This is a genomic window from Guyparkeria sp. (genome assembly GCF_046540515.1).
GTDB lineage: Bacteria > Pseudomonadota > Gammaproteobacteria > Halothiobacillales > Halothiobacillaceae > Guyparkeria.
In genome coordinates, this window is record NZ_JBKHFB010000025.1 from 1 (window position 1) to 12,386 (window position 12,386).

Consider the following 12,386-nt stretch of genomic DNA (forward strand, 5'->3'; position numbering starts at 1 on the left):
AGCTAATGCTTTCGCCCAAAGCCCATTACGCCTTTGCCCATTAAATAATTCCTGAACAATTTGTTCATAAAGTTGCTCTTCGAGCAATCTAGTAGCAGCTGATGTACGCCTAAACTTTTCAAACAATCCTGTATCTCCTTTGGTTACCTAATAAATAAACGACCCAAGCGCCGCACAACACCCCACTCTGTCACGAAGCGCTCCTTGCAGATCAATGCCGCACAGGGAGGGCGGCCGGGCGTGTGAGCAGTGATGACGTGGCAGGGATTCTTGCGCGCACCTCCATTCGACTGCTCGCCACAAGATGGCAAGCGGGCGCCGAATTCATGGTGTGTGTTCGCGGTGTCGTTCCGTGACATCGAGCATCCTTCTATCTGCAATCGGTGCCGGTATTGGCACGTGGTCTTAATGGCCAGCCTATCGGGTTGGGAAACGTAGGGGAAGGTAGCGCAGCAAGAAGAAGCGCTCGTGCTGGCAGGCTGAATGAGGAAACGCCCCGGCAAGGATCTGCCGGGGCGCTTGATGAGTCGTACGACCGTTCCGCGTTGGGAAAGGACCTACTGGCGAATGCCCTCCACCGACAACGTCACCTCGGCCTCGGTCGATGCCGGCCCCAGGTCGTAGTCGATACCGAAGTCCTTGAGCGTCAACGTGGTGGTGCCGTGGAAACCGGCGCGGTAGCCGTCCCAGGGGTCTTCGCCTTCGCCGATCTTCTCGGCCTCGATCTCGATCTCCTTGGTCACGCCGCGCATGGTGAGGTCGCCGGTCAGGGTGAAGGTGTCCTCGCCGGTCTGCTCGATACCGGTGCTCTTGAAGGTGGCCTCGGGGTATTCCTTCACGTGGAAGAAGTCATCCTCGCGCAGGTGCTTGTCGCGCTCGGCGTGGTTGGAGTCGATGCTGGCCATGTCGATGGTCACCTCGACGCTGGCGTCCTCGATGGCACCGTCCTCGTATTCGAAGCTGCCCTCGAAATCGTTGAAGCGTCCGTACATCCAGGAGTAGCCCAGGTGCTGGATGCGCCACTCGATGAAGGCGTGCTGGTCCTTGGTGTCGATGACGTACTCGGCGGCCTGCGCGGTGAGCGGCAGGGCGGTCAGCGGGGTGGCAATGGCGGCGGCGAGTGCCGCGGCGGTCAGTCGGCGTTGGAACATGATCAGTCTCCTTCGGTGTGGTCGGGTCTGGTCGGATCGGGACGGAGCATCCGCCGGAGGGTGTCGTCCCGGTCCACGAAATGGTGTTTCAGGGCCGCCAGCGTGTGCAGCCCGGCCATGGCAATCACGGTCCAGGCCAGCCAGCGGTGCACGTCACCGGCGATGTCTTCCTGGTCGGGCAGGTCGCTGACGGTCGCGGGCACCGAGAACAGGCCGAACACGTCGATCTCGCTGCCGTCGGCGGTGGAAATCAGGTAGCCGGACACCGTCAGGGCGAACAGAAGCAGGTAGAACCCGCCGTGCACCACCCTCGCCACGCGCCGTTCCCATGCCCGTCCGAGCAGGCGCGGCGACGGGTTGAGCCAGCGCCACGACAACCGCGCCACCAGCACCAGGAAGAGCAGCACCCCGACCGCCTTGTGGATGGCCGGGGCCTGGCGATACCAGTTGTCGTAGTAGGTCAGTTCCACCATCCACCAGCCCAGCGCGAACAGGCCAAACACGGCGACGGCCACCAGCCAGTGAAGGCCGATGGCCACCAGGCCGTATCCCGTTTCCCCGTTGCGCCACTGCATGCCGCTTCCTTAACCCGCGTTACTCATTCAGGGCCGGGCCGTCCCGGCGAACTGCTTGTTGGAGCATGGTCGTTGCGCAGTTATTTTTAAATCACTAATCTCGAAAAACACTGTTGCCGAAAAGAGAACACCATTCGGGCTCCTCGAAAAATCGTCATGAGCCGCGCGAGTGCAAGGAGCCGTTGGCTGACGCCTGCTTCGCATCCAGCGAGCGACGAGACATATCAATAAGATAGGCGGATGCAGGCCGTCCGTGGCCTGCACTCTTCGAGCGCACTGCGTGCGCCTCGATTCGCTCCAGGCGAATCGAGAGGAGCGAGCGACGGCATGGCCGGGATGCCATGCCGGACGCAAGCCTGGCTTGCGCCGGTGAGGGACAAGGATGTCCCGAATCCGCACACGACGCCGCAATCGGGCGGCGCAATAGATTTTCCGAGGTGCCCTTGGACCGATTCACGGCGCTATCCACCTTCGTATGCGTGGCGGATACCGGCACGATCAGCGCGGCGGCCGGACGGCTGGGCATCGCCAAGTCGGCGGTCAGTCGGCGGCTGCGGGAACTGGAAAACCATCTCGGCGTGGAGCTGGTGCATCGAACCACCCGCCACCTGGCGCTCACCCCGTCGGGCGAGGCGTTCTACCATCGCGCCACCCGCCTGCTGGCCGACCTGGACGAGGCCGAGGAGGCGGTCAGCCGCGAACACGGCGAGCTCTCCGGCGTGCTGCGCATCGCCGCCCCGCTCTCGTTTGGCCTGCTGCACCTGCAGCCGGCGATCACCGCCTTCATGAACGCCCACCCCGGGGTGAGCTTCGATCTCGACCTCGACGACCACGAGGTGGACCTGGTCGCCGACGGCTACGATCTCGGCATCCGGCTGGCCAGCCTGCCGGACTCCACCCTGATCGCGCGCAAGCTCGCACCGATCCGCAACCTCGCCGTGGCCAGCCCCGACTACCTCGCCCGCAATGGCACCCCGCAGCACCCGGCCGAGCTGGCCGATCACGACTGCCTGATCTACAGCAACGTCCCGGAAACCCGCGTCTGGGGCTACACCGATACCCAGGGGCGCTGGCAATCGGTGCAGGGACGGCGCCGGCTGCGGGTCAACAACGGCGATTTCCTCCGTGAGGCGGCCATCCGTGGCGCGGGCATCGTCATCGAGCCCACCTTCCTGCTGCACCGCGCCATCACGGAGGGCCAGCTGGCGCCCATCCTCACCGACGTGCCCTGGCCGGAGATCGGCGCCTATGCCGTCTATCCGCAGACCCGCCATCTTTCGGCGCGGGTGCGTGCGTTCATCGATTTCCTTGTCCAGCGCTTCGCCGGCGAACCCTACTGGGATCACCATCTGCCGATCGCGGGCCGGTGAAGGCCGCCTCGCGATATCCCAGCATGGAACCCGGGCATCAATCGAAGTTCGACTAGGAATGATTCTCATTTGACAGAGAAAAAAACCTTGGCTATCGTGACTCCGCTTCCGATCGATGCAACACGTCAAGAACGTCAGAACAAAAACGGTCAAACCGCTCTCTTTCAAGAACCAAGAGGTCTCGATCATGTCCCGATTTTTCCCCATGGCTGCCCTGGCCCTCGCGACCGCCGGCCTGGGCCTGGCCGGCTGCACTGACAACGGCGAGCAGAACGACGACGCCACCGCCGAGCAGGGTGCGACCACCCTCAATGTCTATTCCGCGCGCAAGGAAGACCTGATCGCCCCGCTGCTGGATCGTTTCACCGAGGAGACCGGCATCGAGGTGCAATTGCTGACCGCCGGCGCCGGTTCCCTGCTCTCCCGCCTGGAGAGCGAGGGCCGCAACACTCCGGCCGACGTGCTGATCACGGTCGATGCCGGCAACCTGCAGCGCGCCAAGGAATCCGACGTGTTCCAGGCCGTCGATTCCGACACACTGCGCGAGAACATCCCGGCGAACCTGCGCGACGTGGATGACCAGTGGTTCGGCCTGTCGCAGCGCGCCCGCGTGATCTTCACGCACAAGGATCGCGTCGAGGAAGGAGCAATCACCAGCTACGCCGACCTGGCCGACCCGAAGTTCAAGGGCAAGATCTGCATCCGTTCCTCGGACAACATCTACAACCAGTCGCTGGTCGCCTCACTGATCGCCGAGCACGGCGAGGAGTGGACCGAGGACTGGGCCAAGGGCCTGGTCGACAACCTGGCGCGCAAGCCGCAGGGCGGCGATCGTGACCAGATCAGCGCCGTGCATGCCGGCGAGTGCGACATCGCCGTGGCGAACACCTACTACTATGGCGCCATGCAGAACGGCAGCGACAGCGAGCGCGAAGCGGCCAACTCGGTACGCCTCGTCTGGCCGAACCAGGACGAGCGCGGCGCGCACGTCAACGTCTCCGGCGCCGGCATGGTCGCGGCGAGCGAGAAGACCGAGGCGGTCATCGAGCTGCTCGAGTTCCTGACCACCGAGGAATCCCAGGAGTGGTACGCCCAGGTCAACAACGAGTTCCCGGTCCGCCCGGGCGTCCCCGCCTCCGAAACGCTGGACGAGTGGGGCGAGTTCAAGGCCGACGACCTGAACCTGTCTAAGCTCGGCGAACTCAACCCGGCCGCGGTGAAACTCATGGACCGGGCGGGATGGCAGTAAGCCAGAACGCACAGCCCCACGTCCTGATCGACAAGCCGGCCGTCCCGAGAGGGGCGGGCGGCTTGTCTGCTTGGAAGGGGGCCATGATCCTGATCACCGCGCTGCTGGCCCTGCCGCTCGCGGTGATCGTCGCGTCCGTGTTCTGGCCGGACAAGTCGACCTGGTCGCACCTGGTCGACACGGTGCTTGCCGACTACGTCATCAATTCCGCCCTGCTGGCGATTGGTGTCGGGTTCGGCACCTTCATTCTCGGCACCGGCACGGCCTGGCTGTTGTCGGTGTGCGAATTCCCGGGCCGGCGGTTCTTCGAGTGGGCACTGCTGCTGCCGCTCGCCATGCCGGCCTACATCATCGCCTACACCTACACCGGGCTGCTGGACGTGGCCGGGCCGGTCCAATCGGGCCTGCGGGCCCTGACCGGCTGGTCGGTGGGCGACTACCCGTTCCCCGAGGTGCGCTCGCTGGGCGGGGCCATCGTGATGCTCACGCTGGTGCTCTACCCCTACGTCTACATGCTCACGCGGGCGGCCTTTCTCGAGCAGTCGGCCAGCGCGCTCAACGTGGCGCGCTCGCTGGGGCTCAACCCCTGGCAGATGTTCCGGCGGGTCGCCCTGCCGCTGGCGCGCCCGTCGATCGTCGCCGGGCTGTCGCTGGCGATCATGGAGACGCTGGCCGACTACGGCACGGTGCAGTACTTCGGCATCCCGACGCTGACCACCGGCATCTTCCGCACCTGGTTCGGCCTGGACGACACCATCGCCGCCGCGCAGCTCTCCGCGCTGCTGCTGACGTTCATCTTCACGGTGATCATCATCGAGCGCCTGTCGCGGCGACAGGCCCGCTACCACCATCACGGCAACTGGCAGGCCCGTCCGTCGTTCCGGCTGCGCCGCGGCGCAGCGACGCTGGCGATCGTCGCCTGCGCCCTGCCCCTGGCGCTGGGCTTTCTCGTCCCCTCGGCCCAGTTGCTGGCCTGGAGTCTGGAGGTGGCCCCCACGCGGGATCTGGGCGAGTTCGCGGTGCTGGTGTCACGCTCGGTGGGCCTGGCCGGACTGACCGCGGTGCTCGCCCTGCTGCTGGCCCTGTTCCTCGCCTACGGGCACCGGCTGGTGCCGGGGCGGCTGACCTTCACCATCAACCGCATCGCCGGCATGGGCTATGCCTTGCCCGGCACGGTGATCGCGGTGGGCGTGATCATCCCGTTCGCCGCCTTCGACAACACGCTGGATAGCTGGATGCGCGACCAGTTCGGCATCTCCACCGGGCTGCTGCTCTCGGGGACGGTCGCCGCGCTGGTGTTCGCCTACCTGGTGCGCTTTCTCGCGGTGAGCCTCAACACGGTGGAAGCCGGACTCGGGCGGGTCCGGCCGAGCATGGACGACGCGGCGCGCTCGATGGGCGCGAACGCCGGGCGCACGCTGTGGCGGGTGCATATCCCGCTCATTCGTGGCAGTCTTCTCACCGCCGCGCTGCTGGTGTTCGTCGACGTGCTCAAGGAGCTGCCGGCCACACTGGTGCTGCGGCCGTTCGACTTCAACACCCTGGCGGTCAGGGCATTCGAACTGGCCTCCGACGAGCGACTGCGCGATGCCGCGATGCCGGCGCTGGCCATCGTGGCCGCCGGCCTGATCCCGGTGATCCTGGTCAGCCGTTCCATCACCCGCGCGAGAGGACATGAAGGCACAGCCAACAGCCGAGAGGCCGCCAATGAATAGCCGGCCAGCCCCAACGGCCGCCCGTATGGAGGCACCGGCATCGTGAGCGAGCGCCTGAGCCTGGTCGACCTGACGGTGCGCTTCGGTGACACCATCGCCGTCGAGGACGTCAGCCTGAAGCTACCGACCGGCGTGATCGGCTGTCTGCTGGGGCCGTCGGGCTGCGGCAAGACCTCGATCCTGCGCACGGTGGCCGGCTTCGAGTCGCCCAGCGCCGGCGTGGTGCGCCTGCACGGCGACACCGTCGCCGGGGCCGGCTGGGGCCATCCACCCGAGCAGCGCCGGGTGGGCATGATCTTCCAGGACCTGGCCCTGTTCCCGCACCTGACCGTGGCGGAGAACATCGGCTTCGGCCTGCCGAAGAAACCCGCCGACACGCGCCGGAAACGCATCGACGAACTCCTCGAGCTCGTCGGCCTGCCCGGCATGGGCAGCCGCTACCCGCACCACATGTCCGGCGGCCAGCAACAGCGCGTGGCGATCGCCCGCGCCCTGGCGCCGCGCCCGAAGATCCTTCTGCTCGACGAGCCGTTCTCCAGCCTGGACGTGGAGCTGCGCGACACCCTGCCGCGCGAGCTGCGCGACATCCTGCGCGAGGCGGAGACCACCGCCCTGCTGGTCACCCACGACCAGGCCGAGGCCTTCGCCATGGCCGATATCGTCGGCGTGATGCAGGCCGGCCGGCTGCACCAGTGGGATACCGCCTACAATCTCTACCACCGTCCGGAGACGCCGTTCGTCGCCGACTTCATCGGCCAGGGCACGCGCATCGCCGGCACCATGGTTGGTCCCGGCCGCGTGAAGACCGAACTGGGACTGCTGGAAGGGCAGGTCTCCCACGAATACCCCCCCGGCACCGAGGTCGACGTGCTGGTGCGCCCCGACGACGTGATCATCGACCCCGACGGCACAGGGACGGCCGAGATCGAAGAACGCGTCTTCCGCGGCGCGAACTTCCTCTACACCCTGGCCCTGCCCGGCGGCACGCGCCTGCTGACTCTCGCGCCCAGCCACGATCAATACGCCCCGGGCGCCCGGGTCAGGGTCCGCCCGGCCTTCACCCACCTGGTACTGTTCCCGCGCGGAGGAGGCTCTCACCATGGCGATTCCGACGACGAGTAAGCGCGCCCTATCGATGGTCGGGCTGACCTGGCTCGCCACCCTCTGGGCCTCCCCGGGGCTGGCGGCCACGCCGCTGTTCGATGCCCACCTGCACTACAACGCCGAGCAGCAGGCGGCCATCGACCCGGAGACCATCATCGAGACGCTCGAGACCAACGGCATCGAGCACGCCGTGGTCACCAGCCGCCCGCCGGAAAACGCCCTCCTGCTCGCCGAACTCGCCCCCGACCGGATCGTGCCGTTTCTGGGCGTCTATCGCGCCAAGGCCGACAAGGAAACCTGGATGGACCGCGAGGACCTGCCGGCCCGGGTGGAAACCTGGCTGGACGAGGGCGACTACCGCGGCCTCGGTGAACTGCATCTTTTCGGCGAGGACCGCGACAGCCCCGTGTTCGAACGGCTGGTGGAGATCGCCGCCGAGCGGGATCTCGTGCTGATGATCCACGGCGACCGGGCCGTCATCGACCGGGTGTTCGAGATCGCTCCGCAGGTCGACGTGCTCTGGGCCCACCTGGGTGACACGCCGGACCCGACCATCCTGCGCGCCGCCCTGGCCCGCCACCCCGAGCACCTGTTCATCGACACCTCGGTGCGCGACGAACGGTTCATGGATGACGACGGCCAATTGCTGGCCGAATGGCGCGCCCTGTTCGTCGATCACCCCAACCGCTTCGTCGTCGGCGTGGACACCTACAGCATCGCCCGCTGGCAGCGCTTCGACGACGCCACCGACACCATCCGCCAGTGGCTGGACCAGCTGCCCGACTCGGTCGCCCGGCGCCTGGCCCGCGAAAACGCCCGCGAACTGCTGCTCGACCCGCTTCTGCTGGGCATTCCCGGGCCGTGAGTGGCGTCGTGCACCCACTGGACTTGACCGGCGTATTCACCCATTCTGGGAGGGATCCTGTGCCTGACGAGCCGCCCAAACTGCTGCGCCGGAGAGATCGATCATCCGCCGCGCTTTATATCAGGAATCGCCGGACGACATGACGTCGCCAGACCACCAACCCGAACCTGCCCGACATCGCCGATCGGCCTCGCCACTCGTGCTGGCCCTCTCGTATGTCGTCTACGCCGGGTTGTGGGTACTGACCTCCGACTGGCTGCTGGGCCTGTTCGTTCCGGACGAGCAGCTGGCGCGCGCCGGGGCCGCCAAGGGGCTGGCCTTTGTCGCCGTCACCGGGGGCATACTCTACCTGCTGCTGCGCTGGGTGATACCGGACAAGACAGTGCCACGGGCCGCCACCCAGGCCGCCACCCGCGCTGCCTCGCCATCGGGCCGCGGCGGACCGGTGGCGGTTTTTGTCGCCAACCTGCTGGTCGTGGCCAGCGTCACGGCAGGCACCTACCTCTACCAGGCACCAGCCGCCATCGAATCGGCCCAGGGGCGCCTGGCGGATATCGCCGCCCTGCGTGCCGACTTCATCGAGGGGTGGCTGAATGAACGGGGCAGCGATGCCTTCGTGATCCAGTCGTCGAGCGCCCTGCGCCAGGCGGCACGGACCATCACCTCCCCCGAGTCGACGGCCACGCAGACCACCGCCGCGCGCGAACAGGTCATCACCCAATTCGAGATATTGCGCCGGGCCTACGACTACGAGGGGATGGCGTTGCTCGATGCCAGCGGGGCCGAGCCGCTGGTCAATCGCGGCGTGACCCGCTGGCCGGGCGAACTGCAAACCGGAATCGACCGGGCCGTCGACGGCCGCATCGTCGAATTGCCGCCCGACCTCTACACCGACCGACATGCCCATGTCGACTGGCTGATTCCGATCGAGGCCGAGGACGGTATCGTCGCCCATGTCCTGCTGCGCACCGATATCCCCGGGATGCCGCGCGGTGCCGCCCATACCCCGGCCTCGACCCAGCTGGCCTACGCGCAAGGCGACACGGTCCTGATCCTCGACGATCCCGAGCGACAAAGCACCGAAGAGCCCTGGCCGAGCCTGCCGTGGGAGCAAAGCGGGCTGGAGCCGTCGGATTTTGGCGGGGATTCGACACCTCACGTGATCGAGGGCACCGGGATCGATGGCGAGGCGATTGTCGGGGCGGTCCATCCCCTGTCCATCCCGAAGTGGGCGGTGATCTCCACCCAGTCGCGCGCGGCCGTGCTGACCCCCCTCCACCAGGGGTTGTTGATTCTCGCCGTGGTGGGCTTCTTCCTGCTGGCCATCATCGCGGTGATCCTCAACCTGCTCTGGCACCGTGGCCGGGAACGCGACGAGCTACGCTGGGCCGCCCGCACCGCCGAGCAGGACCGTCTGCTGCGCGTGTTCTACGACATGCCGTTCTTCGGCATGGCGATCAGCTCGCCGACAAGCGGCCACATCACGCAGGCCAACACGAAGCTCGCCGAGATGCTCGGCCGACCCGCCGGTTCGCTGGCGGGAAAAGACTGGGACGACCTGCTGGGTGACGCGCGTCATGCCGAGGAACGACAGGCGATGCTCGACCTGCTCGAAGGGCGGCGCGACAGCACCAGCCAGGAGTACCTGTTGACACGCGCGGACGGTTCGAAGGCCCACCTGCGCATCGACACCCGGATGACACGCACCGAGGATGGCCAACCGGAGAACCTCGTCTCGATTGCCGAGGACATCACCCGCGAGCGAGAGGCCTACGCGGCGCTCGAGCACCAGAAGGATCTCTACGATCTGCTCTCGCAGACCAACCAGGCGATCACCCGCTGCCGGACGGCGGAAGAGCTGTTCGAGACCGCCTGTCGGGTCGCGGTCGAACACGGCCATCTCGTCTTTGCCTGGATCGGGCTGATCGACCCCGAGACCGGTTCGGTCGAGCCGGTCGAGCAGTTCGGCGACGAGGTCGGCTACGTCGACAGCATCGAGGTCAGCATCCACGCCCACGAACCGGCCGGCATGGGACCGATCGGACGCGCGATCCGATCCGGCGAGCTGGTGGTGGCCAATCACTTCCAGACCTCGCCCTCGACCGGGTTGTGGCACGAGCAGGCAATCCGGGCCGGTGTCGATGCGGTGGCGGCCTTCCCCATCCACCGGGGCGGCGAGGCCATCGGTGCGATGGCGCTCTATGCCGCGCCGGGCGATTTCTTCGACGAGACGATCTGCCGCACGGTCGAGGAGCTGGCCACCGACATCTCGTTCGCCCTCGACTATTTCGATCGTCTCGAGGATCTAGAGCGGGCCAAGGAGGCCGTCGAGGCAAGCCCCGCGGTCCTGTTCCGCTGGCTCCCCGAAGACGGCTGGCCTGCGGCCTACGTCTCCGACAACATCAAGCGATGGGGCTACTCGGCCGATGAGTGGCAGCGCGCGCAGCGCCCCTACGCCGAGATCATCCACCCCGATGACCGGGCGATGGTGGCCAGCGGCTTCGAGGAAAAGGTCCTAAGCGGCGAGACGCAGTACCACCAGGAATACCGGCTACGCATGGCCGACGGACAGTACCGCTGGGTCGAGGAGGTCACCCTGGTCAGGCGTGATCCGCAGGGCAACCCACTGTGGTTCGATGGAGTGGTCACCGACATCCACGACCGCCACGAGATCGAGGAACGCGAACGCCTGATGGCCAAGGTGATCGAGAACACCCGCGAAGGGGTGCTGATCACCGACCGCGACCAGGTGATCCTCGAGGTCAACCCGGCCTTCAGCGTCCTGACCGGATACCGCGCCGAGGACGTCGTCGGCCGGACCCCCGAGCTGCTCGCCTCCGGTCAGCACGACCGCCGTTTCTACGAGCGGATGTGGCAGTCGCTCGAGCGCGACGGCCACTGGCAGGGCGAGATCTGGAACCGGCGCAAGAACGGCGAGATATTCCCCGAGATCCTGAGCATCAGTACGGTCACCGACCAGGAGGGCAACATCACCCACTACGTGGGATTGTTCGTCGACATCAGCCGACAGAAGGAGAACGAGTCCAAGCTCGACTTCCTCGCCCACCACGACCCGCTCACCGGCCTGCCCAACCGCCTGATGATGATGGCGCGGCTGGAACAGCTCATCGACGTCGCCCGCCGGGAAGGTAGCGAGATCGCCGTGCTGATGGTCGATCTCGATCGCTTCAAGGACGTCAACGACAGTCTCGGCCACGCCGTCGGCGACCAGCTGTTGATCAAGGTCAGCGAGCGGCTGCGCGAACGCTTTCCCCAGACCGACACCATCGCCCGGCTGGGCGGTGACGAGTTCGCCATGGCGATCACCGACATCGACAGCACCACCAGCGTCGGCGAGCTGGCCAACGAGGTGATCAACGCCCTCGGCGAGCCCTGGGAGCTGACCAAGGGACAGCAGGTGCGGGTGCTCGCCTCGGTGGGGATATCGCTTCACCCGCACAACGCCGCCTCGCCGCTGGGCCTGATGCAGCAGGCCGACACGGCCCTCTACCGGGCCAAGGACGAGGGCCGCGGCACGTTCCGCTTCTTCTCCGACGAGATGACCGACGCGGCGCGGGACCGCGTCACCCTGGAATTGCAGCTGCGTCAGGCGATCGACAACGACGAGCTGCGGCTGGTGTTCCAGCCGCAGACGCGCATCGACGACCATGGCCTGCACGGGGCCGAGGTGCTGGTGCGCTGGCAACACCCCACCGACGGGCTGATCCCGCCCGATCGTTTCATCCCGGTGGCCGAGACCACCGGCCTGATCTGGCCACTGGGCGAGTGGGTGCTGCGCGAGGCCTGCCGACAGGGCAAGGCGTGGCTGGATGCCGGACACGACATCGGGCGGCTGGCAATCAATCTTTCACCGCACCAGCTGCGCCAGGGGGAGGTCGACCGGCTGGTCCAGCAAGTGCTCGACGAGACCGGCTTCCCGGCCGACCGACTGGAACTCGAGCTGACCGAGAGCGCGATCGTGCGCCGCGAGGCCGAAGCCCGCGAGCTGCTCGACCGGCTGCGGGAAATGGGCGTGCACGTCGCGCTGGATGATTTCGGCACCGGCTATTCCTCACTGGGCCAGCTGCGCGAGTTCGCCATCGACGTGCTCAAGATCGACAAGCGCTTCATCGACCTGATCGATGAACCCAGTGATCGCGGCCAGATCGCGCGGGTGATCATCGATCTGGGCCACACGCTCGGCCTGAAGGTGCTCGCCGAGGGCGTCGAGCATGACAGCCAGCTCGCCTTCCTGCGTCGCCATCACTGCGACATCTACCAGGGCTATATCGAAAGCCATCCGCTGCCGGCCGGCGAGTTCGGCGAACGCTACCTCGACGCCGGCCCCGTCTGAGCC

General features: G+C 66.6%; 8 protein-coding genes. 6 read left to right on the forward strand and 2 right to left on the reverse strand.

Annotated features, from left to right (window positions below; all coding sequences use genetic code 11):
- Window positions 1-557: 557 nt before the first annotated feature.
- Window positions 558-1,151 (reverse strand): YceI family protein, encoded by a 594-nt coding sequence (locus ACLFRM_RS04855; RefSeq protein WP_410754595.1) that lies wholly within the window; start codon window positions 1,149-1,151, stop codon window positions 558-560.
- A 2-nt stretch (window positions 1,152-1,153) separates the two neighbouring features.
- Window positions 1,154-1,726 (reverse strand): cytochrome b, encoded by a 573-nt coding sequence (locus ACLFRM_RS04860; RefSeq protein WP_410754596.1) that lies wholly within the window; start codon window positions 1,724-1,726, stop codon window positions 1,154-1,156.
- Between the two features lie 443 nt (window positions 1,727-2,169).
- Between ACLFRM_RS04860 and ACLFRM_RS04865 the strand changes: the two genes are divergently transcribed.
- From ACLFRM_RS04865 to ACLFRM_RS04890, 6 genes are all read left to right on the forward strand, one after another.
- Entirely contained in the window at window positions 2,170-3,096 is a 927-nt protein-coding gene (locus ACLFRM_RS04865; protein ID WP_410754597.1) for a LysR family transcriptional regulator, read from the forward strand.
- 187 nt (window positions 3,097-3,283) lie between these two features.
- Window positions 3,284-4,345, forward strand: coding sequence for a Fe(3+) ABC transporter substrate-binding protein (locus tag ACLFRM_RS04870; RefSeq protein ID WP_410754598.1), 1,062 nt, complete (start codon window positions 3,284-3,286; stop codon window positions 4,343-4,345).
- The gene (locus tag ACLFRM_RS04875) at window positions 4,336-6,060 is read left to right on the forward strand and encodes an ABC transporter permease (protein WP_410754599.1); all 1,725 of its coding nucleotides are present in this window, start codon (window positions 4,336-4,338) and stop codon (window positions 6,058-6,060) included. The genes ACLFRM_RS04870 and ACLFRM_RS04875 overlap by 10 nt, the downstream gene beginning before the upstream one ends.
- Window positions 6,061-6,102: 42 nt before the next feature.
- Entirely contained in the window at window positions 6,103-7,182 is a 1,080-nt protein-coding gene (locus ACLFRM_RS04880; protein WP_410754600.1) for an ABC transporter ATP-binding protein, read from the forward strand.
- Window positions 7,160-8,029 carry an amidohydrolase family protein gene (locus tag ACLFRM_RS04885; protein WP_410754601.1) on the forward strand — a complete coding sequence of 290 codons (870 nt, stop codon included), beginning with the start codon at window positions 7,160-7,162 and terminating at the stop codon, window positions 8,027-8,029. The genes ACLFRM_RS04880 and ACLFRM_RS04885 overlap by 23 nt, the downstream gene beginning before the upstream one ends.
- A 139-nt stretch (window positions 8,030-8,168) precedes the next feature.
- Entirely contained in the window at window positions 8,169-12,383 is a 4,215-nt protein-coding gene (locus ACLFRM_RS04890; RefSeq protein WP_410754602.1) for an EAL domain-containing protein, read from the forward strand.
- The last annotated feature ends 3 nt before the right edge of the window (window positions 12,384-12,386 follow it).

What these genes read in the sequence shown, in the direction of transcription:
- ACLFRM_RS04855 (WP_410754595.1), bottom strand. Translation starts at nt 1,151, where the DNA reads ATGTTCCAACGCCGACTGACCGCCGCGGCACTCGCCGCCGCCATTGCC.
- ACLFRM_RS04860 (WP_410754596.1), bottom strand. Translation starts at nt 1,726, where the DNA reads ATGCAGTGGCGCAACGGGGAAACGGGATACGGCCTGGTGGCCATCGGC.
- ACLFRM_RS04870 (WP_410754598.1), top strand. Translation starts at nt 3,284, where the DNA reads ATGTCCCGATTTTTCCCCATGGCTGCCCTGGCCCTCGCGACCGCCGGC.
- ACLFRM_RS04875 (WP_410754599.1), top strand. Translation starts at nt 4,336, where the DNA reads ATGGCAGTAAGCCAGAACGCACAGCCCCACGTCCTGATCGACAAGCCG.
- ACLFRM_RS04885 (WP_410754601.1), top strand. Translation starts at nt 7,160, where the DNA reads ATGGCGATTCCGACGACGAGTAAGCGCGCCCTATCGATGGTCGGGCTG.
- ACLFRM_RS04890 (WP_410754602.1), top strand. Translation starts at nt 8,169, where the DNA reads ATGACGTCGCCAGACCACCAACCCGAACCTGCCCGACATCGCCGATCG.